Raw genomic sequence first — 19546 nt, forward strand, 5'->3', positions numbered from 1 at the left:
GGCTACTCCCGTCCGAGGGGTCGCAGTTCGTATTTCGGGTTGAAGAGCACCCGGCGGCCCCGGCTCATCGAGATCCGGCCCGATGCGATCAGCTTGCGCCCCGGTTCTATGCCCACGATGGAACGCCTGCCGAGCCACACCACGTCCAGGGCGGCGGAGCCGTCGAACAGCTCGGCCTCCAGGGCCGGGACGCCGGCGCGCGGGCGCAGGGTGACCGTGCGCAAGGTACCAGTTACGGTGACGATCTGCCGGTCACGGCAGTCGCCGATCCTCGTGCAGCCCGCCGTCTCGGCGTCCTCGCGCAGCTCCTCGGACTCCAGGTCCTCCTGCGAGGAGGAGAGCCGGTCGAGCATGCGCCGGAACCGGCCGGCCGGCTTTTCGGAACGAGGAACAGCACTCATACCTGAAGCGTACCGGGGCGCGGCGACAGCGCCGTAGCCCAGCTCACTTCCGTGCGAGCGCGGTGCGAGCGCAGTGCGAGAGCCGTGGGGTCACCGTGCCACCGCCGCCGTCACCTCACTTCTCGAACCGGTAGCCCATGCCCGGCTCGGTGATGAAGTGCTCGGGGTGCGAGGGGTCCGCCTCCAGCTTCCTGCGCAGCTGGGCCATGTACACCCGAAGGTAGTTGCTCTCGGTGCCGTACGAGGGCCCCCACACCTCCTGGAGCAGCTGCTTCTGACCGACCAGGCGGCCGGTGTTGCGGACCAGCACCTCCAGCAGGTGCCATTCGGTGGGGGTGAGCCGGACGTCCCTGCCGTCGCGGTGGACCTTCTTGGCGGCCAGGTCGACGGTGAAGCTCCCGGTCTCCACGGTCGTCAGGTCGCCCTCGCCGGGCCCGGCCGGTTCGGCGCGGCGGACGGCGGCGCGCAGCCGGGCCAGCAGCTCGTCCATGCCGAAGGGCTTGGTGACGTAGTCGTCGGCGCCGGCGTCCAGCGCCTCCACCTTCTCGTCGGAGGAGTGCCGCGCGGAGAGCACCAGGATGGGCACGCGGGTCCAGCCGCGCAGGCCCCGGATCACCTCGACGCCGTCCATGTCGGGCAGGCCGAGGTCGAGGACGACGACGTCGGGGTGGCGGGAGGCGGCGAGTTCGAGGGCGGTCCTGCCGTCGGACGCCGCGTCGACCTCGTACCGGCGCGCCTTGAGGTTGATCACGAGGGCGCGCACGATCTGCGGCTCGTCGTCGACCACGAGCACCCGGGTCGTCATAGGACCTGCCTTTCCGGTTCTGCGATGTCCGTGCCCGCGTCCGCCGCGGTGCCCGGTCGGAGGCCCGCCGCGCGCAGGGTCAGCACCATGGTGAGGCCGCCGCCCGGCGTGTCCTCGGCGTCGAGGGTGCCGCCCATGGCCTCGGCGAAGCCCCGGGCGACGGCGAGGCCGAGTCCGACGCCGGCGCCGCGCGGGGCGTCGCCGTAGCGCTGGAACGGCTCGAAGATGCGGTCCTTGGCCTCGTCGGGTACGCCCGGCCCGCGGTCCACCACCCGTACCTCCACGCGGTCGGCGAGGGCGCTGGCGGCGACCAGGACGCGCCGGCCGCGCGGGCTGTACTTGACGGCGTTCTCCACCAGGTTGGCCACGGACCGCTCCAGCAGTCCGGGGTCGACGGCGACCATCGGCAGCGTCTCGGGCACGTCCAGCGCGACGCTGTCCTCGGGTACGCCGCCGAGCGCCATCGGCACCACCTCGTCGACGTCGATCTCCCGGATCAGCGGGGTGACCGTACCGGTCTGGAGGCGGGACATGTCGAGGAGGTTGCCGACGAGGTGGTCGAGGCGGTCCGCGCCCTCCTCGATGCCCGCGAGCAGTTCGGCCTCGTCCTCCTCGGACCAGGCCACGTCGTCCGAGCGCAGCGACGACACGGCGGCCTTGATGCCGGCCAGCGGGGTGCGCAGGTCGTGGCTGACGGCGGCCAGCAGGGCGGTGCGGATGCGGTTGCCCTCGGCGAGCGCGCGGGCCCGGTCGGCCTCCTCGCGCAGGCGCCGTCGGTCCAGTACGACGGCTGCCTGGGCGGCGAAGGCGGCCAGCACCCGGCGGTCCTCGGCGGGCAGTACCCGGCCGGTGAGCGCGAGCGCCATGTGGTCGCCGACGGGCACGTCGACGTCGGCGTCCTCGGGCCGCTCCAGCGGGGGGCCCGAGCCGGCGCGGCCCGCACAGGTCCAGGGCGCCGTGTCGTCCGCGCGCTCCAGCAGGGCGGCCGACTCCATGGCGAAGGTCTCGCGGACCCGCTCCAGCAGCTCCTCCAGGCCGGTCTCGCCGCGCAGCACGTTGCCGGCGAGGAAGGAGAGGATCTCGGACTCGGCGCGCAGCCGGGCGGCCTGGTGGGTGCGCCGGGCGGCGACGCCGACCACGGAGGCGACCGACAGGCCGACGCCGAAGAAGATCGCGATGGCGACGATGTTCCTGGGGTCGGCGACGGTCAGCCGGTGCAGCGGCGGGGTGTGGAAGTAGTTGAGCAGCAGGGAGCCGAGGGCCGCCGCGGCGAGGGCCGGCAGCAGGCCGCCGACCAGGGCGGCGGCGACGGTGACGGCCAGGAACAGCAGCATGTCGTTGGCGAGGCCGAGGTCGACCGTGTCCAGCAGCACGGCGAGGACCGTGGGGCCGGCCAGGCCGGTCGCCCAGCCCGCGACGACCCGGGTGCGTCCGAGCTGTCCGCCGCGCGCGACGGGCAGTCCCCGGCCCCTGGCGACCTCCTCGTGGGTGACGATGTGCACGTCCAGGTCGGAGCCGGAGTCCCGGGCGACCGTCGCGCCGACGCCGGGCCCGAAGACGTACTGCCAGGGTTTGCGGCGCGAGGAGCCCAGCACGATCTGGGTGGCGTTCGCCCCGCGCGCGAAGTCGAGCAGGGCGGCCGGTATGTCGTCGCCGACCACGTGGTGGAAGGTGCCGCCGAGGTCCTCCACGAGGGTGCGCTGGACGGCCAGCTCCTTGGGGGAGGCGGAGGTGAGGCCGTCGCTGCGGGCGATGTAGACGGCGAGGACCTCGCCACCGGCGCCCTTCTCGGCGAGCCGGACCGCCCGGCGGATGAGGGTGCGGCCCTCGGGTCCGCCGGTCAGCCCCACCACGATCCGCTCCCGCGAGCCCCATATCGCCGACACCCGGTGCTCGCTGCGGTAGGCGGTGAGGTTCTCGTCGACCCGGTCGGCCACCCACAGCAGGGCCAGCTCGCGCAGGGCGGTGAGGTTGCCGGGGCGGAAGTAGTTGGAGAGGGCCGCGTCCACCTTGTCCGGCTGGTGGATGTTGCCGTGGGCCATGCGGCGGCGCAGGGCCTGCGGGGACATGTCGACCAGTTCTATCTGGTCCGCCCGGCGCACCACCTCGTCGGGGACGGTCTCGCGCTGCCGTACGCCGGTGATCGACTCCACGACGTCGCCGAGTGACTCCAGGTGCTGGATGTTGACGGTCGAGACGACGTCGATGCCGGCGGCGAGCAGCTCCTCGACGTCCTGGCGGCGCTGCGCGTTGCGGGAGCCGGGGACGTTGGTGTGGGCGAGTTCGTCGACGAGGGCGACGGCGGGCCGGCGGCGCAGTACGGCCTCGACGTCCATCTCGTCGAAGGTGGCGCCCCGGTGCTCCAGCCGTCGCAGGGGTACCCGTTCCAGGCCGTGCAGCAGCGTCTCGGTGCGCGGCCTGTCGTGGTGCTCGACGAACGCGACGACGCAGTCGGTGCCCCGCTCGATCCGGCGGTGCGCCTCGGCGAGCATCGCGTAGGTCTTGCCCACGCCGGGTGCCGCGCCCAGGTAGATCCGTAGCTTGCCGCGTGCCATGGCCTCATTGTCTTCCCGTGCCCGTTGCCTGCGCAGCGTCGACCCTATGGCCCGTCGGCACCGCGGACCGCACGGGGACGGGGGGTGACCGGCAACTTTGACGCATCCCTGATGAGCGGGCGGGACGGTTGCCGGGGAGGCCGCGGCCGGGACCTCGGGGGCGCGCCACGCACGGCGGGCCGCGCCCCCGGGGGGCACGGCCCGTGTGTCACGGCTGAGGCGGCGCTGCGACGAGGTGCGGAGGTCCTAGCGGACCTCGGTGATCTCGGGGCCGCGCTGGAGCTGTCCCATACCGCCGGAGAAGCGCGAGCCCTCCTCCTGCTGGACACCCTCGGGGACCATCTGGGCGTCGTTCGGCAGCTTGAGGACGATGGGGTCGCGCGGGGCCATCGGGCCCTCGCCGCGGACCACGACCGTGTCGCGGAAGATCTGCTCCAGCAGGCCGGCGGCCTGCGGCTGCACGGCGCCCTGGCCGGAGATCACGCCGCGCAGGAACCAGCGCGGGCCGTCCACACCGACGAACCGGACGACCTGGAAGCCGCCGGTGCCGTCGGGCAGCTGCACCGGGACCTGGGCGCGCAGCTCCCAGCCGAGCGGGCCCTCGACCTCGTCGACGATGCCACCCTGCTGGGTGATGCCGCTGCCGATCTCCTCGCGGACCTCGCCCCAGATGCCCTCGCGCTTGGGCGCGGCGAAGGCCTGGAGCTGGATGGCGCTGTCGTGCAGCACGACGGTCGCGGCGACGATCGCGTCACCGGCGACCTCGACCCGCAGCTCCATGCCGTCGACGCCCGGGACGAACAGACCGCCGAGGTCCACGCGGCCCTCGGCCGGGTCGCGCACCTCGTCGCTGTCCCAGGGACCGTCGGGCCGGGGCCCGGGCTCCAGCCGGACGCGCTCTCGCTCGCGCTCGGCCTCCTCGTCGTCCGCCTCGGTGTCGACGCTGTCGACGACCTGCTCGGCCTCGCCGGCCGCTTCCTCGGCGGCACCCTTCTTCTTGCGACGTCCGAACACGTCACTGTCCTTCCCGGTCGGATACGACCGAAGCGTATCGATTCCCACCCGTCGGACCGCCCTCGGCGGCCTGACCGCTTGTGCCGCTCTCGCCGCCCACCGCGGCATGGCCACCGGTGGACCCGAAGCCCCCTTCGGCCCGCGCCGAGCCGGGAAGTTCCGCGACCTCCTGGAAGCGGACCCTCTCGACCTGCTGGACGACCAGTTGGGCAATCCGGTCGAAGCGCTCGAACCGCACGCTGTCGCGCGGGTCGAGATTCACCACGATCACCTTGATCTCTCCACGGTACCCGGCATCGACCGTCCCCGGGGCATTCACGAGGGCGACACCGCAGCGGGCGGCGAGGCCGGAGCGCGGGTGCACGAAGGCCGCGTACCCCTCGGGCAGGGCGATCGACACCCCCGTGGGCAGGACGGCCCGTTCACCGGGTCCGAGCACGCACGCCTCGGTGGTGCGCAGGTCCGCTCCGGCGTCCCCGGGATGCTCGTAGGCCGGAAGCGGTACGTCCGGATCGACGCGCCGGATGAGCACGTCCAGGGGGCCGCGGCCGGCCGGGCCCGCCGCGGTCACGGGTTCACCTCGAAGGCACGGGCACGGCGGATCTGGTCGGGGTCCGCCATGGCCGCACGGATCTCCTCGCCGCGGCCGTGGTCGATGAAGTGGTCGACCTTGACCTCCACGAAGAGGGCGTCGGCGCGGACGGCGACCGGTCCGGCGGGGCCGCCGATGCGTCCGGTGGCGGTGCAGTAGATCTTCCGGCCGGCGACGGCGGTCACCTCGGCCTCCAGGTGCAGCGTGGTGCCGACCGGGACGGGCCGGACGAAGTCCGTCTCCAGCCGTCCGGTGACGGCGATGGTGCGCAGCAGCCAGTTCAGCGAGCCGAGGGTCTCGTCGAGGGCCGTGGCCAGCACTCCGCCGTGCGCGAGGCCGGGGGCGCCCTGGTGGGCGGGCTGGACGGTGAACTCGGCGGTCAGTGCGACGCCCTCGCCGGCGCGGGCCTCCAGGTGCAGTCCGTGCGGCTGCCCGGGGCCACAGCCGAAACAGTGTTCGTAATGGGCGCCGAGGAGTTCCCCGGGCGCGGGCGCGTCGGGGTGCCGTACCGGTTTCACCGCGTCGGCGGGAGGCTGAAGAGCTGCGGAACTACCACTCACAGCCGCAGACCTTACCCGTGCGTCGGGCCGGTGCGGATCCCGTGCCAAGCTTGGCCTCATGCAGCTCTCCGCCACCCCCTACGAAGAACGCCTCACCGCCCCCCGTTCGTGGTGGCTGATCAGCTTCCTGGTGGGCGTCTCCTTCGCCCTGATCCTGCTCCCCTTCGGCACCCTGCCGCTGCTCGGCGGGCTGGTCGGGGGCACGGCCGCGGCGGCGGTGGTGGCCAGCGCCTACGGCTCGCCGCGCATCCGGGTCGTGGGCGACTCGCTGGTCGCGGGCGAGGCGCGGATCCCGGTGTCGGCACTGGGCGCCGCGCACGTGATGGACGCGGAGGAGGCGCGCGCGTGGCGTACGTACAAGGCCGACACCCGCGCCTTCCTGCTGCTGCGCGCGTACATCCCGACGGCGCTGCGCGTGGAGGTCACGGACCCGCAGGACCCGACGCCCTACCTGTACCTGTCCACCCGGGAGCCGGAGCAGTTGGCGGCGGCCATCGAGGCGGCGCGCACGGCGAACGCCTGAGCCGGTCCGGCGCCTCGGCGCCGAGGGGGGCGGGGCCGCCGGTTCCTTCCGGCGGTGGTCCTACAGCCCTCCGGGGAGTTCGTCCAGGGACAGCGGGTCCGCGGGCTTGTCCAGCGGGGGCAGGTCGGGCAGCCGGTCCCAGGGCACCTGGATCCGGCGCAGGTCGGCGCGGATCCGGTCCGCGAGCTTCCTGGTGTCCCGGCGGTTCATGACCGCGCCGACCGCGGCTCCGACCATGAACGGCGTCAGGTTGGGCAGATTGCGGACCATGCGCTTCATGATCTGCCGGCGCAGTTCGCGTTTCATCCGGCCGCCGAGGGCCGTGTCGTAGGTCGACGGTCTGGTCACGTCGATGCCGCGCTCCCCCGACCAGGAGGACAGATACGCGGTGCTACGGGCTCTGAGCCCGCCCGGCGCGCGGACGCCGTAGACCTCGTGCAGTTCCGCGATGAGTTTCAGCTCGATCGCGGCGACCCCGGTGACCTCCGCGGCGAGTTCGGTCGGCATCGCCGGCGGCACGGGCAGCATCGCCGCCGCCCCGATCCCGGCCCCGACCGTCGAGGTACCGGCCGCCGCGCCCGCCACCAGCTTGTCCGCCAGCTCCTCGGGCCCGAGTCCGGGGAACTGCCGGCGCAGGGTCGCGAGGTCGCGTACGGGCACCCGGGGGGCCAGGTCGATGATGCGGTCCGCGAGGTGCGCCAGCCCCGCGCGGGCGCGGCTGCCGCCCTTGCGGGCCCCTTCCCGGGCGAGGTCCCGGGCCCGGTGGCGCACGGCGGTGGTCCGGCGCCGGGCGACGGGCGCGGGCTGCCGCACCGGCACCGGCAGGTCGTCCCTGTCGGTCACCGGTCCGGGCGAGGCCCCCGCCCCGGATGAGCCCCGCTCGTCGTCGCGCGCGCCGTACGAGCCGTCGGACGGCCCTTGGTCCGCTTTCCGCAAGGAGAAGCGGCGCTTCCGCGGAGGGGTCGAGCCAGTCACGGCCGACCCGTCCTCAGTCGCAGTCGCGGCAGATCGGCTGGCCGTTCTTCTCGCGGGCCAGCTGGCTGCGGTGGTGCACCAGGAAGCAGCTCATGCAGGTGAACTCGTCCTGCTGCTTGGGCAGCACCCGGACGGCCAGCTCCTCGTTCGAGAGGTCCGCTCCGGGCAGTTCCAGGCCTTCGGCGGCCTCGAACTCGTCGACGTCCACCGACGAGGTGGACTTGTCGTTCCGCCTGGCCTTCAGCTCTTCAAGGCTGTCCGAGTCGACGTCGTCGTCGGTCTTGCGTGGAGTGTCGTAATCGGTTGCCATATCGCTCTCCCCCTCTGGGTGTCTGCGGTGTCTCCAGCGCACGTAACGCGTGAGAGGCCGGACTTGTGCCCGACCTGAGGCGGAGATTTTGCCTCACATCAAGGTCTGTTACTCAATCGACACCCGACCCGACCGCCCGGGGGTGATCGGCTTGGATGGCGGTGAGGACCGTACACGGTTCGGATGCCGCACCTCAAAGGCGCCTCACCGTGTACTTCCCGTGATCAAGTGCCCTGAAAACCAGGACTTTCCCGGCTTTCCCCTACGGCCATGATCACTCTGCGTGCATGGACGGAAATCCGTCCATGTGATCGATCACACAGGGAGAACCCCGCGCGATGGTCGGAAAATTCCGCGCGAAGCGAACAACCTCCGCGTGTGTCGGTCACGCGTCACACCGGCAGGGTGACACGCATCACCAGGCCACCGCCTTCTCGTGGTGTCGCCAGGATGTGCCCGCCGTGCGCCCGGGTCACCGACCGCACGATCGACAGTCCGAGACCCACGCCCTTGTCGCTGCCCGTGCGCTCCGTGCGCAGCCGCCGGAAGGGCTCGAAGAGGTTGTCGATCTCGTACGCGGGCACCACCGGGCCGGTGTTGGAGACGGTGAGCACAGCCTGCCCGTGCTCGACGTCGGTATGCACCTCCACCCAGCCGTGCTCGGCCACGTTGTAGCGCACCGCATTCTGCACGAGATTCAGGGCGATCCGCTCCAGCAGCACGCCGTTGCCCCGCACGACGGCCGGTTTGCGCTCACCGCGGATCTCCACACCCTTTGCCTCCGCCTCCGCGTGCACCTGGTCGACGGCCTGGGTCGCGACCTCGGCCAGGTCGACGGGCTTGCGCTCGACGATCTGGTTGTCGCTGCGGGCGAGCAGCAGCAGGCCCTCGACCAGCTGCTCGCTGCGCTCGTTGGTGGCCAGCAGGGTCTTGCCGAGCTGCTGGAGCTCGACCGGGGCGTCCGGGTCCGACAGGTGCACCTCCAGCAGCGTGCGGTTGATCGCCAGCGGGGTGCGCAGCTCGTGCGAGGCGTTGCCGACGAAGCGCTGCTGGGCGGTGAAGGCCCGCTGGAGCCGCTCCAGCATGTCGTCGAAGGTGTCGGCCAGCTCCTTCAGCTCGTCGTCCGGGCCGTCCAGCTCGATCCGGCGGGACAGGTCGGAACCGGCCACCTGACGGGCGGTGCGGGTGATCCGGCCGAGCGGGGACAGGACGCGGCCGGCCATCGCGTACCCGAAGGCGAACGCGATGACGGCGAGCCCCAGCAGGGCCAGCAGCGAGCGGCTGAGCAGGTTGTCCAGGGCCTCCTGGCGCTGGTGGTCCACGCAGCGGCTGATCGCGTCCTTGAAGTCCTCCAAGGGCAGGCTCGTGGTGTTGATCGCCGGGCAGTTGTCGCTGGAGACCTGGAGCTTCTGGAAGCTGACGATCTTGAACAGCGGCTGGTTGCCGGTGCTGATCGCCTGGGCGGCCAGCAGGTAGATGATCGACAGCAGCAGGATGCCGGCGATCAGGAACATGCCTCCGTAGAGCAGCGTGAGCCGTATGCGGATGGTCGGGCGCAGCCACGGGAAGGGCGGCTGTGCCCTGCTGGGGTCCCAGGTGGGTTTCGGCGGCGCCTGCGGGGGCGCGGGAGTGGCGGCCACGGCGGTCAGATCCGGTAGCCGGAGCCGGGGACCGTGACGATGACGGGCGGTTCGCCGAGTTTGCGGCGCAGGGTCATGACCGTCACCCGCACGACGTTGGTGAACGGGTCGGTGTTCTCGTCCCACGCCTTCTCCAGCAGCTGCTCGGCGGAGACCACCGCGCCCTCGCTGCGCATCAGCACCTCCAGCACGGCGAACTCCTTGGGCGCGAGCTGGATCTCCTTGCCGTCACGGAAGACCTCGCGGCGGTTGGGGTCGAGCTTGATGCCGGCCCGCTCCAGGACCGGCGGCAGCGGGACGCTGGTCCGGCGGCCGAGGGCGCGCACGCGCGCGATCAGCTCGCTGAACGCGAACGGCTTGGGCAGGTAGTCGTCGGCGCCGATCTCCAGGCCCTCGACCCGGTCGCTGACGTCGCCGGAGGCGGTGAGCATGAGCACGCGCGTGGGCATGCCCAGCTCGACGATCCGGCGGCAGACGTCGTCGCCGTGGACGAGCGGGAGGTCGCGGTCGAGGACCACCACGTCGTAGTCGTTCACGCCGATGCGTTCCAGAGCGGCCGCACCGTCGTACACGACGTCGACGGCCATGGCCTCCCGGCGCAGTCCGGTGGCCACCGCATCGGCGAGCAGCTGCTCGTCCTCGACGACGAGTACGCGCACGTCGCTTGTCCTTCCTGTGTCCACCCGCGGGGCACGCCATGGGGCGCCCCGCGGGCAGGGGTGTTCGTGGAATGTGGCCACCATCCTGCCCTTTTCGGCCGTAAGTCGGCTGTAAGACGGGGTCCGGGCCGCAGGAATCCGGGTGCCGGCGGAGGAACGCGAGATTTTCTGCTCCGTCCGAGGTTTCCGGGGAACGGCGCGGGGGGAGGACGGCTTTACACCCCGCGATCACGCTCTGCATGTGCCGCAGCACCATGCGGTACTTCCCGTTCCGCTTCGCCGAGTGGGCGTGGGTGTCCGGCACCGTCGCCGCCCGGCCGGGCTGCGCTGGGCACCCGCGACAGACGTGATCACCCCTTCCACACGGCACACCCCCGTGCCACCGACCCACGACCCATGACGAGGGGGCGCAGCATGGACGCTTTCACCGCGGGACTTCTCCAGCGCATAAGGGCGACGGAGTCCGATCTGTCGCGGGCTCAAGACGAGGGTGACGACTTCCTCGTCGAGGTGGAGCAGGCAGAACTCGACGACCTGCGACGCCTCGCCGCCGAACACGGCGTGGAGGTCGGCGCGTCACGCGTCTGACCGGCCCGACAGGGCGACAGCGGGGCCCCCGGTGAATCCAGCGCCGGGGGCCCTCGCGCGTCCTGGACGCCGTCGCGGACGGGTGTCGGACGGGCGTCAGTCGTGCCAGGCGCCGAAGTCCTCCAGCAGCCGCTGGAGGGGCTCGAACACCCCCGGTGTCCCCGCGACCGTCAGGTCACGTGAGGGGCGCTCGTGGGGCCGTCCACCGGTCAGGGCGCCCGCCTCCCGGGCGATCAGGTCCCCCGCCGCGACGTCCCAGGGGTGCAGTCCGCGTTCGTAGTACCCGTCGAGCCGGCCGCAGGCCAGGTCGCACAGGTCGACCGCCGCCGAGCCGCCGCGCCGGATGTCGCGCACCAGCGGGATGAGCCGGCCGGCCACCTCGGCCTGGTGGGCGCGGACCTCGGCGACGTAGTTGAAGCCGGTGGAGACCAGCGCCTGGTCCAGCGGGGGCGCGGGGCGGCAGGCGAGCGCCCGCTCGCCCTCCCAGGCGCCCGTGGCCCAGGCGCCGCCGCCACGCACGGCGTGGTAGGTCTCGCCGCGCATCGGCGCCGCGACGACCCCGGCGACGGTCTCGCCGTCCTGCTCGGCGGCGATGGAGACCGCCCAGGTCGGCAGCCCGTACAGGTAGTTCACGGTGCCGTCGAGCGGGTCGATCACCCAGCGGACGCCGCTGGCGCCCTCGACGGAGGCGCCCTCCTCGCCGAGGAAGCCGTCGTCGGGGCGGCGTGCGGAGATGAGGTCGGTGATCAGCTTCTCCGCCGCGATGTCCATCTCGGTGACGACGTCGACGGGGCTGGACTTGGTCCGGGCCACGGCGAGGTCGGCGGGACGGCCGTCGCGCAGCAGTTCACCGGCGCGCCGGGCGGCCTCCCGGGCGAGGTCCAGCAGGTCGCGGAGCGGGGCGTCGGTCACGGCTCTCCTCACGCGTAGGGGCTGTCGGCGCCCGCGGCGGCCGGGCGGGGGGCGCGGGCCGGGCAGCAGCCGACCGGGCACACGTCGTGGCTCGGGCCGAGGGCGCCCAGCGCGCAGCGGGTGACGCGGTCGCCGCGTTCCACCGCGGCCCGCTCCAGCACCAGCTCGCGCACGGCCGCCGCGAACCGGGGGTCGGCGCCCACGGTCGCCGAGCGGCGCACCGGCAGGCCCAGCTCCTCCGCCCTGGCCCTCGCCTCCGTGTCGAGGTCGTAGAGGACCTCCATGTGGTCGGAGACGAAGCCGATGGGTGCCATGACGACGGCGGGAACGCCCGCCGCGTGCCGCTCCTCGAGGTGGTCGCAGATGTCGGGTTCCAGCCACGGGATGTGCGGGGCGCCGGAGCGGGACTGGTAGACGAGCTGCCAGGGGTGGTCGACGCCGGTGCGCTCGCGGACGGCGTCGGCGATCAGCCGGGCCACCTCCAGGTGCTGCGCGACGTAGGCGCCCCCGTCGCCGTGGGCCTCGGCCGGGCCGGAGGTGTCGGCGGCGGCGGTCGGGACGGAGTGGGTGGTGAAGGCGATGTGGGCGCCCTTGCGGACGTCCTCGGGGAGGTCGGCCAGGGACCGCAGCACGCCGTCGATCATGGGCTCGACGAAGCCGGGGTGGTTGAAGTAGTGCCGCAGCTTGTCGACCGCCGGCACCGGCAGACCCTCGGCCTCCAGGGCGGCCAGCGCGTCGGCGAGGTTCTCGCGGTACTGCCGGCAGCCCGAGTAGGAGGCGTAGGCGCTGGTGGCGAGGGTCAGGACGCGGCGGCGGCCGTCGGCGGCCATCTCGCGCAGGGTGTCCGTCAGGTACGGCGCCCAGTTGCGGTTCCCCCAGTACACCGGCAGGTCCAGGCCGTGTTCGGCGAAGTCCCGGCGCAGGGCGTCGAGCAGGGCGCGGTTCTGGTCGTTGATCGGGCTGACCCCGCCGAACAGGAAGTAGTGCTGTCCGACCTCTTTGAGGCGTTCCTTGGGGATGCCGCGCCCGCGCGTGACGTTCTCCAGGAACGGGACCACGTCGTCCGGGCCCTCGGGGCCGCCGAAGGAGAGCAGGAGCAGGGCGTCGTAGGGGCTGGCATCGAGCGCGTCTGGCATGTGTCGATCCTGCCACCCGGGACCGACAGCGGGGAAACAGCCGGGCGCGGAGTCGTGTTGCCCGGGTACCGGGGTGTTTCGCCCCACCCCGCGGACACTGCGATTAGGGGTCCTAATTTGTAAGCTGTATCAGCCAGCATGGCACCTTACGAGCCGCTCCGGAGACCACGTGCCCAGCCCATACCGAGCCCTGTTCGCCGAACCCGGCACCAAGGCCTTCTCCGCCGCCGGGTTGCTCGGCCGGATGCCGCTGTCGATGATGGGCATCGGCGTGGTCACCATGGTCTCCCAGCTCACCGGCCGGTACGGCCTCGCGGGAGCCCTGTCGGCCACCATCGCGCTCTCCGCCGCCGTGCTCGGGCCGCAGATCTCCCGGCTGGTGGACCGGCACGGTCAGCGCCGGGTGCTGCGGCCCGCGACCCTGGCGGCCCTGGCCACGGCTGCCGGGCTGCTGCTCGCCGCGCACTTCGGCTGGCCGGACTGGGTGCTGTTCGCATGCGCCGCCGGGATCGGCTCGGTGCCCAGCCTGGGCGCGATGATCCGGGCCCGGTGGGCGGCGCTGTACCGGGGGACACCGAAGCTGCACACCGCCTACTCGTTCGAGTCGGTCGTGGACGAGGTCTGCTTCGTCTTCGGGCCGATCCTCTCCATCGGGCTGTGCACGACGTGGTTCCCGGAGGCGGGTCCGCTGCTGGCCGCCTGCTTCCTGGCGGCCGGTGTCTTCTGGCTCACCACCCAGCGCGCCACCGAGCCGGAGCCGCACCCGCGCGAGCGGGACGCCGGCGGCAGCGCCCTGCGCTCGGCGGGGCTGCGGGTGCTGGTGGCGACCTTCGTGGCGACCGGCGCGATCTTCGGAGCGGTCGACGTCGTCACCGTCGCCTTCGCCGACGAGCGCGGGCACAAGGCCGCGGCGAGCCTGGTGCTGGCGCTGTACGCGGCCGGTTCCGGCACGGCGGGCGCCGTCTTCGGGCTGCTGCGCTTCACCGGGGCGCCGGAACGCCGCTGGCTCCTGGGCGTCACGGCGATGGCCGTGAGTATGATCCCCCTCCTACTGGTCGGGAACCTGCCACTCCTGGCCGTGGCGCTGTTCGTTTCGGGGCTCTCCATCGCACCGACGATGATCACGACGATGTCCCTCATCGAAGAGCACGTACCTCGCGCGAAGCTCACCGAGGGCATGACCTGGGTGAGCACCGGTCTGGCGGTCGGTGTCGCGCTCGGCTCCTCGCTGGCCGGCTGGGTGATCGACGCAGCCGGGGCGCGGGCCGGGTACGGGGTCCCGGTGGCGTCCGGGGCCGTCGCGGTCGTGGTGGGTTTCCTCGGGTACCGCCGGCTGCGCAGGCCGGCCTCGGGTCGGGGAGGCACCGTTGGGCAGCACGGCGAGCGGGAAGAACGGCACCTGGCGTAACTGGGGCGGGAACGTCTCCGCCCGGCCCGCCCGGCAGGTGGCGCCGGCCTCGGTGGAGGAGCTGGCCGCGGCGGTGCGCCGGGCCCGCGAGGACGGCCTGCCGGTGAAGGCGGTGGGAACCGGCCATTCGTTCACGTCCATAGCCGCCACCGACGGTGTGTTGATACGGCCTCATCTGTTGACGGGGATACGTGACATCGACCGTACGGCCATGACCGTCACGGTGGAGGCGGGCACCCCGCTCAAGAGGCTCAACGCCGCCCTCGCGCGCGAGGGTCTGTCGCTCACCAACATGGGCGACATCATGGAGCAGACCGTCTCCGGGGCCACCAGCACCGGCACGCACGGCACGGGCCGCGAGTCGGGCTCGATCGCCGCGCAGATCAGGGCACTGGAACTGGTCACGGCGGACGGCTCGGTGCTCACCTGCTCCGCGACGCAGAACCCGGACGTCTTCGCGGCGGCGCGCGTGGGGCTGGGCGCCCTCGGCATCGTCACCGCGCTCACCTTCGCCGTGGAACCGCTCTTCCTGCTCACCGCGCGCGAGGAACCGATGCCCCTCGACCGGGTCCTCGCCGAGTTCGACCAGCTGTGGGCCGAGAACGAGCACTTCGAGTTCTACTGGTTCCCGCACACCGCCAGCACCACCACCAAGCGCAACAACCGCAGCGCCGGCCCCGAGCGGCCGGTCGGGCGGCTGACCGGCTGGTTCGAGGACGAGTTCCTCTCCAACGGCGTCTTCCAGGTGGCCCAGTGGGCCGGCCGCGCCGTTCCCGCCACCGTCCCGGCGATCGCCCGGGTCTCCAGCAGGGCGCTGTCCGCGCGGACGTACACCGACATCCCGTACAAGGTGTTCACCTCGCCGCGGCGGGTGCGGTTCGTGGAGATGGAGTACGCCGTCCCGCGCGCGGCCCTGACGGAGACGCTGCGCGAACTGCGGGCGGTGGTGGAACGCTCGGGGCTGCGGGTGAGCTTCCCGGTGGAGGTGCGGACCGCGCCGGCCGACGACATCACCCTGTCGACCGCCTCCGGACGGGACAGCGCCTACATCGCCGTGCACATGTTCCGGGGCACGCCCTATCAGGCGTACTTCACCGCCGCCGAGCGCGTCTTCACCGCGCACGAGGGGCGTCCGCACTGGGGCAAGGTCCACACACGGGACGCGGAGTACCTCGCCCGGGTGTACCCGCGCTTCGGCGAGTTCACCGCGCTGCGGGACCGCCTCGACCCGGAGCGGCTCTTCCGGAACGACCACCTGCGGCGGATCCTCGGCGCGTAGGCCGTGAACTCGCCCGCCCGCGGTGACACTTGGCTACCCCGGGGCCCGTGGCCGAAACCATCGGACCACCGCGTGCGGAGCGGGTGACGTTCGCCACGTCCGGGATCATGAAAACCGGTTGCGCGCCGTCAAGTCGCAGCCCTTGCCAGAAGTTGGGTGGCGCGCCGATCCACGCAGGTGGCCCGAATGGAGTACTGTGGCGAGCCCTGGGTCCGGTCTCCCACCAGGGTGCCCGCGGGCTTGCAGGACCGCCGGGAGGAGGCTGGTTGCACAGGGTGACGCAGGTGGTCACTTAGCGTTGCGAACAGGTAACCGTGCCATAACGGCGGCGCCGGGCCCGTGCCCGACACGCCGGGCAACTCGGCAAGGTTGTGGCAGGCTGAACCCGGGCAGGCCACACTCGACTAGCGGAAGCAGCGACGCACGTGACGTCGGCAGGCACCACCCGGGAGGTCCCCATGCCCGAACTGCGTGTCGTGGCCGTCTCGAATGACGGCACACGGCTGGTGCTGAAGGCTGCCGATTCCACGGAGTACACGCTGCCGATCGACGAGCGGCTGCGTGCCGCCGTGCGCGGCGACCGGCCACGCCTCGGGCAGATCGAGATCGAGGTCGAGAGCCATCTGCGCCCGCGTGACATCCAGGCGCGGATAAGGGCCGGTGCCACGGCGGAAGAGGTCGCCCAGCTCGCCGGCATCCCCGTCGACCGGGTACGGCGCTTCGAGGGACCGGTGCTGGCCGAGCGCGCCTTCATGGCCGAACGGGCGCGCAAGACCCCGGTCCGCCGCCCCGGCGAGAACTCCGGCCCGCTGCTCGGCGAGACCGTCCAGGAGCGGCTGCTGCTGCGCGGCGCCGAGAAGGACACCGTGCAGTGGGACTCCTGGCGCCGCGACGACGGCACCTGGGAGGTGCTGCTCGTCTACCGGGTGGCGGGCGAACCGCACTCGGCCAGCTGGACCTACGACCCACCCAGGCGGCTCGTCCAGGCCGTGGACGACGAGGCGCGCTCGCTCATCGGCGAGTCGGACGACCTCGCCGTGCCCGAGCCGAGCTTCCCGTTCGTCCCGCGCATCGCCCGACTGCCGCGCGAGCGCTCGATGGACCGTGCGCTCGAACGGGTCGACCGGGAGCGGCTCAGCCTCCCCTCCCAGGCGTCCGAGCCGGCCGAGGAGGGCTCGGGCGAACGCGACTCGCTGACCAGCCTGCTGGAGGCGGTACCGAGCTTCCGGGGCGACCTGGTGGTCCCGGAGGTACCTGCGGAGTCCGTGGAGGAGACCGACGACGAGCCGGACCTCGAGGAACCCCCGGCGCCCGCCGCGTCGGCCGGGTCCGCCTACGCGGACGTCCTCATGCCGCGCTCCGTCGGCAGCCACCGCGACCGGCTGGTCGGCGCGACGGACCGGCAGGCCGAGGCCGACGGCGTCCGCCCCGGCCGCCGCGCCGCCGTGCCGAGCTGGGACGAGATCGTCTTCGGCACACGCCGCAAGAAGCAGGAGTAGGTTCTTCGCGTCGGATGAGGGGGGCACGCGCGCGTGCCCCCCTCATCCGGTCGTCCTACTGCGGGTCCGCGCCCACCGCCACCGGGCGGGTGGGGTCCGCGGACCATTCGGACCAGGAACCGGCGTAGAGGGCCGCGGGGACGCCGGCCACGGCCAGGGCGAGCACCTCGTGGGCGCCCGAGACGCCCGAACCGCAGTACACACCCACCTCGGTGTCTCCCGACACGCCCAGGGCCTTGAAGCGGTCCCGGAGTTCCGCCGCGGGCAGGAAGCGGCCGTCGGGGCCGACGTTCTCCGTGGTGGGCGCCGACACCGCGCCCGGGATGTGGCCGCCGACCCGGTCGACCGGCTCCACCTCACCGCGGTACCGCTCCCCCGCGCGCGCGTCGAGGAGCACACCCGTGCGGGCCAGGGCCGCGGCCCCGTCCGCGTCCAGCAGTCCCGAGGCGGCCGGCACGGGCCGGTAGTCGCCCTCGGCCGGAGCGGGAGTCTCGGTGGACAGCTCCCCCTCCCAGGACGGCAACCCGCCGTCGAGGACCCGCACGTCCGGGTGACCCGTCCAGCGCAGCAGCCACCACGCGCGCGCGGCGGCCCAGCCCTGCCCGCCGTCGTACGCGACGACCGGACGGCCCGACGACACGCCCGCACGGCGCATCGCCGCACCGAACTCCGCGAGGCCGGGCAGCGGATGGCGGCCGTTCGCACCGGGCGGGGCGGCCAGTTCCCGGTCCAGGTCGACGAAGACGGCGCCGGGGAGGTGCCCGGCCGCGTAGGCGGCCCGGCCGTCGAAGGCCGGCGCCCCGGCCGCCTTCGCCAGGGTGAGCTGCCAGCGGATGTCCAGCAGCACGGGCGGGTTCGCCCCGGTCAGCTCGTCCGCGAGTCGGGTGGCGGTGATGATGGCTGTCATGGCGTCCATCCATACGCCAGGGGTGGCCGCGGCGTCCAGGTCCGGCTACTCTGCTCCGCCGGACAGGCTCGATCACATGGCGTATGCGATCGGGCACGGCCCGTACAGCCGACGGATACCCGTCGGCCATCGTCAGCAAGCAGTGAAAGACGGCAATCGGGCATCCTTCCGGAGGAAACGCCGGGCCGCGCGGCCGCGGCACCGCGGAGGATGCGGGTACCGGCACCGGCGTGCGCGCCGGCGGCGCGGGCACCCCTTCCGGGAGCGGAAGCGACACGGCCACCGTGAAGGGGCCGGGGAGAGAGTGATCGATGACCGAGGCACGGGAACCGGCCGGTCCGCACGCGCGGCGCGCGCCCGGCACGCCCTGCTGGGTGAGCCTGATGGCGCACGGACTGGACGCCACCGAGGGGTTCTACGGTGAGCTGTTCGGTTGGGAGTTCCTGCCGGGCCCGCAGCAGCTCGGCCCGTACGTGCGGGCCCTGCTCGACGGGCGGGAGGTGGCGGGGATGGGCCAGCTGCCGCCGGACCGCCGGCTTCCGGTCGCCTGGACGCCGTACTTCGCCTCGGACGACGTGGACCGGACGGCCGACACGGTGCGGCTGTGCGGCGGGACGGTGGCCGTCGGACCGCTGGACGCCGCCGAGGCGGGCCGCATGGTGATCGCCTCCGACCCCTCCGGGGCGGTGTTCGGGATCTGGCAGGGCTCCGCGCACCTCGGCTCGGCGATCACCGGCCTGCCCGGCACCCCCGTCTGGAACGAGCTGCTCACCTTCGAGACGGAGAGCGTCGCCAAGTTCTACACGAGCGTCTTCGGCTACGAGGAGGAGTCGGTGGTCTCCCCCGACTTCGACTACGTGACCCTGCGGCTGGGCGACCGTCCGGTGGCCGGGCTGCACGGGGTGGGCCATGCCCTGCCCCGGGACCGGGGACCGCACTGGCGGACGTACTTCGAGGTCTTCGACGTCGACGAGACGCTCGGGCGGGTGACCGCGCTGGGCGGCCGGATCCTGAGGGCGGCCCACGACGGCCCGCACGGGCGGGTGGCGACCGTCGCCGACCCGGAGGGCGCCGAGTTCTCGGTGGTCCGTGAGCCGGACTGATCCGTCAGGCGGACGGCACCGGCAGGACGTCCGGGGACAGGGCCGCCGCGCGGGCCGACGCGGCGGTCATCCGGCGCCGGTGGTGGCGGCGGCACAGCACCTCGTAGCCGACCTCGCCCGCGGACTGGTTGACGTCGCCGACGACCACCTGGGCGCCCTCCACCACCATCGCGCCGTCGACCGTGCGGGCGTTGTGCGTGGCGCGGGCGCCGCACCAGCACAGCGCCTCCACCTGGAGCACCTCGATCCGGTCGGCCAGCTCCACGAGCCGCTGCGAGCCGGGGAAGAGCTTGGAGCGGAAGTCGGTGGTGATGCCGAAGGCGAACACGTCCAGGCCGAGGTCGTCCACCACGCGCGCGAGCTGGTCGATCTGTCCGGGCGCGAGGAACTGCGCCTCGTCCGCGATCACGTAGTCGGCCCGGCCGCCCTGGGAGAGGTGGTCCACCAGGTACGCGTAGAGATCCTGGCCGTCCTCGACCTCCACCGCGTCGGTGACCAGGCCCAGCCGGGAGGACAGCTTGCCCTCGCCCGCGCGGTCGTCCCGGGTGAAGATCATCCCGGCCAGGCCACGCGCGGAACGGTTGTGCTCGATCTGGAGAGCCAGCGTCGACTTCCCGCAGTCCATCGTTCCGGAGAAGAACACCAGCTCGGGCATGAGGGGTGGAACACCTTTCGGCGAG

20 protein-coding genes are annotated in these 19546 nt (G+C 72.9%); 6 read left to right on the forward strand and 14 right to left on the reverse strand.

The genetic code is table 11. The features are described from left to right. Positions 1 to 2: 2 nt before the first annotated feature. The 6 genes from ACIQVT_RS22255 to ACIQVT_RS22280 form a co-directional block, all read right to left on the reverse strand. Positions 3 to 401 carry an OB-fold nucleic acid binding domain-containing protein gene (locus ACIQVT_RS22255; protein WP_073930701.1) on the reverse strand — a complete coding sequence of 133 codons (399 nt, stop codon included), beginning with the start codon at positions 399 to 401 and terminating at the stop codon, positions 3 to 5. 115 nt (positions 402 to 516) lie between these two features. Next, positions 517 to 1206: a response regulator gene (locus ACIQVT_RS22260; protein ID WP_403756434.1), complete on the reverse strand. Its 690-nt coding sequence runs from the start codon at positions 1204 to 1206 to the stop codon at positions 517 to 519. After that, complete coding sequence (locus ACIQVT_RS22265) at positions 1203 to 3761, reverse strand: ATP-binding protein (RefSeq protein ID WP_403756437.1); 2559 nt, start codon at positions 3759 to 3761, stop codon at positions 1203 to 1205. Before ACIQVT_RS22265 ends, ACIQVT_RS22260 begins: the two co-directional genes overlap by 4 nt. A 246-nt stretch (positions 3762 to 4007) precedes the next feature. Next, positions 4008 to 4775, reverse strand: coding sequence for a DUF3710 domain-containing protein (locus ACIQVT_RS22270; protein ID WP_403756440.1), 768 nt, complete (start codon positions 4773 to 4775; stop codon positions 4008 to 4010). A 1-nt stretch (position 4776) separates the two neighbouring features. Beyond that, positions 4777 to 5346 carry a dUTP diphosphatase gene (gene dut, locus ACIQVT_RS22275; protein ID WP_403756443.1) on the reverse strand — a complete coding sequence of 190 codons (570 nt, stop codon included), beginning with the start codon at positions 5344 to 5346 and terminating at the stop codon, positions 4777 to 4779. Next, positions 5343 to 5927, reverse strand: coding sequence for a PaaI family thioesterase (locus ACIQVT_RS22280; protein ID WP_403756448.1), 585 nt, complete (start codon positions 5925 to 5927; stop codon positions 5343 to 5345). The genes dut and ACIQVT_RS22280 overlap by 4 nt, the downstream gene beginning before the upstream one ends. Before the next feature lie 58 nt (positions 5928 to 5985). Here ACIQVT_RS22280 and ACIQVT_RS22285 point away from each other — a divergent pair, with 58 nt between their 5' ends. Beyond that, positions 5986 to 6450 carry a DUF3093 domain-containing protein gene (locus ACIQVT_RS22285; protein WP_403756452.1) on the forward strand — a complete coding sequence of 155 codons (465 nt, stop codon included), beginning with the start codon at positions 5986 to 5988 and terminating at the stop codon, positions 6448 to 6450. A gap of 60 nt (positions 6451 to 6510) precedes the next feature. Here ACIQVT_RS22285 and ACIQVT_RS22290 read toward each other — a convergent pair whose 3' ends face one another. From ACIQVT_RS22290 to ACIQVT_RS22305, 4 genes are all read right to left on the reverse strand, one after another. Next, positions 6511 to 7425 carry a hypothetical protein gene (locus ACIQVT_RS22290; RefSeq protein ID WP_403756455.1) on the reverse strand — a complete coding sequence of 305 codons (915 nt, stop codon included), beginning with the start codon at positions 7423 to 7425 and terminating at the stop codon, positions 6511 to 6513. A gap of 13 nt (positions 7426 to 7438) precedes the next feature. Continuing rightward, the gene (locus ACIQVT_RS22295) at positions 7439 to 7735 is read right to left on the reverse strand and encodes a DUF4193 domain-containing protein (RefSeq protein ID WP_003997302.1); all 297 of its coding nucleotides are present in this window, start codon (positions 7733 to 7735) and stop codon (positions 7439 to 7441) included. Positions 7736 to 8127: 392 nt separating this feature from the next. After that, entirely contained in the window at positions 8128 to 9375 is a 1248-nt protein-coding gene (locus tag ACIQVT_RS22300; RefSeq protein WP_403756460.1) for a sensor histidine kinase, read from the reverse strand. A gap of 5 nt (positions 9376 to 9380) precedes the next feature. Next, positions 9381 to 10034 carry a response regulator transcription factor gene (locus ACIQVT_RS22305; protein ID WP_403756463.1) on the reverse strand — a complete coding sequence of 218 codons (654 nt, stop codon included), beginning with the start codon at positions 10032 to 10034 and terminating at the stop codon, positions 9381 to 9383. 414 nt (positions 10035 to 10448) lie between these two features. Between ACIQVT_RS22305 and ACIQVT_RS22310 the strand changes: the two genes are divergently transcribed. After that, positions 10449 to 10622: a hypothetical protein gene (locus ACIQVT_RS22310; RefSeq protein WP_403756466.1), complete on the forward strand. Its 174-nt coding sequence runs from the start codon at positions 10449 to 10451 to the stop codon at positions 10620 to 10622. 96 nt (positions 10623 to 10718) lie between these two features. Here ACIQVT_RS22310 and ACIQVT_RS22315 read toward each other — a convergent pair whose 3' ends face one another. Both ACIQVT_RS22315 and ACIQVT_RS22320 read right to left on the reverse strand, forming a co-directional pair. Next, complete coding sequence (locus ACIQVT_RS22315) at positions 10719 to 11534, reverse strand: inositol monophosphatase family protein (RefSeq protein WP_403756469.1); 816 nt, start codon at positions 11532 to 11534, stop codon at positions 10719 to 10721. Between the two features lie 8 nt (positions 11535 to 11542). Then, positions 11543 to 12670, reverse strand: coding sequence for a ferrochelatase (locus tag ACIQVT_RS22320; protein WP_403756472.1), 1128 nt, complete (start codon positions 12668 to 12670; stop codon positions 11543 to 11545). A gap of 169 nt (positions 12671 to 12839) precedes the next feature. Here ACIQVT_RS22320 and ACIQVT_RS22325 point away from each other — a divergent pair, with 169 nt between their 5' ends. From ACIQVT_RS22325 to sepH, 3 genes are all read left to right on the forward strand, one after another. Next, the gene (locus ACIQVT_RS22325) at positions 12840 to 14078 is read left to right on the forward strand and encodes an MFS transporter (protein WP_403756475.1); all 1239 of its coding nucleotides are present in this window, start codon (positions 12840 to 12842) and stop codon (positions 14076 to 14078) included. Further along, on the forward strand, positions 14038 to 15357 hold the full coding sequence (locus tag ACIQVT_RS22330; protein ID WP_403756478.1) for a D-arabinono-1,4-lactone oxidase: 1320 nt from the start codon (positions 14038 to 14040) through the stop codon (positions 15355 to 15357). Before ACIQVT_RS22325 ends, ACIQVT_RS22330 begins: the two co-directional genes overlap by 41 nt. A gap of 458 nt (positions 15358 to 15815) precedes the next feature. Then, entirely contained in the window at positions 15816 to 16856 is a 1041-nt protein-coding gene (gene sepH, locus ACIQVT_RS22335; protein WP_403756481.1) for a septation protein SepH, read from the forward strand. Positions 16857 to 16911: 55 nt separating this feature from the next. On the opposite strand, the gene ACIQVT_RS22340 is transcribed toward sepH, so the two are convergent. Further along, positions 16912 to 17763 carry a sulfurtransferase gene (locus tag ACIQVT_RS22340; protein ID WP_403756485.1) on the reverse strand — a complete coding sequence of 284 codons (852 nt, stop codon included), beginning with the start codon at positions 17761 to 17763 and terminating at the stop codon, positions 16912 to 16914. Between the two features lie 311 nt (positions 17764 to 18074). Here ACIQVT_RS22340 and ACIQVT_RS22345 point away from each other — a divergent pair, with 311 nt between their 5' ends. After that, entirely contained in the window at positions 18075 to 18866 is a 792-nt protein-coding gene (locus tag ACIQVT_RS22345) for a VOC family protein (protein ID WP_403756489.1), read from the forward strand. Positions 18867 to 18870: 4 nt separating this feature from the next. On the opposite strand, the gene ACIQVT_RS22350 is transcribed toward ACIQVT_RS22345, so the two are convergent. Then, entirely contained in the window at positions 18871 to 19521 is a 651-nt protein-coding gene (locus ACIQVT_RS22350; RefSeq protein ID WP_403756492.1) for a thymidine kinase, read from the reverse strand. Between the last annotated feature and the right edge of the window lie 25 nt (positions 19522 to 19546).

Source organism: Streptomyces sp. NPDC100445 (assembly GCF_044759735.1).
Lineage (GTDB): Bacteria > Actinomycetota > Actinomycetes > Streptomycetales > Streptomycetaceae > Streptomyces.

Excerpts from the sequence above, each read along its gene's own strand:
- ACIQVT_RS22255 (WP_073930701.1), bottom strand. The coding sequence starts at position 401 with ATGAGTGCTGTTCCTCGTTCCGAAAAGCCGGCCGGCCGGTTCCGGCGC.
- ACIQVT_RS22260 (WP_403756434.1), bottom strand. The coding sequence starts at position 1,206 with ATGACGACCCGGGTGCTCGTGGTCGACGACGAGCCGCAGATCGTGCGC.
- ACIQVT_RS22265 (WP_403756437.1), bottom strand. The coding sequence starts at position 3,761 with ATGGCACGCGGCAAGCTACGGATCTACCTGGGCGCGGCACCCGGCGTG.
- ACIQVT_RS22285 (WP_403756452.1), top strand. The coding sequence starts at position 5,986 with ATGCAGCTCTCCGCCACCCCCTACGAAGAACGCCTCACCGCCCCCCGT.
- ACIQVT_RS22295 (WP_003997302.1), bottom strand. The coding sequence starts at position 7,735 with ATGGCAACCGATTACGACACTCCACGCAAGACCGACGACGACGTCGAC.
- ACIQVT_RS22310 (WP_403756466.1), top strand. The coding sequence starts at position 10,449 with ATGGACGCTTTCACCGCGGGACTTCTCCAGCGCATAAGGGCGACGGAG.
- ACIQVT_RS22320 (WP_403756472.1), bottom strand. The coding sequence starts at position 12,670 with ATGCCAGACGCGCTCGATGCCAGCCCCTACGACGCCCTGCTCCTGCTC.
- sepH (WP_403756481.1), top strand. The coding sequence starts at position 15,816 with ATGCCCGAACTGCGTGTCGTGGCCGTCTCGAATGACGGCACACGGCTG.
- ACIQVT_RS22340 (WP_403756485.1), bottom strand. The coding sequence starts at position 17,763 with ATGACAGCCATCATCACCGCCACCCGACTCGCGGACGAGCTGACCGGG.
- ACIQVT_RS22345 (WP_403756489.1), top strand. The coding sequence starts at position 18,075 with ATGACCGAGGCACGGGAACCGGCCGGTCCGCACGCGCGGCGCGCGCCC.
- ACIQVT_RS22350 (WP_403756492.1), bottom strand. The coding sequence starts at position 19,521 with ATGCCCGAGCTGGTGTTCTTCTCCGGAACGATGGACTGCGGGAAGTCG.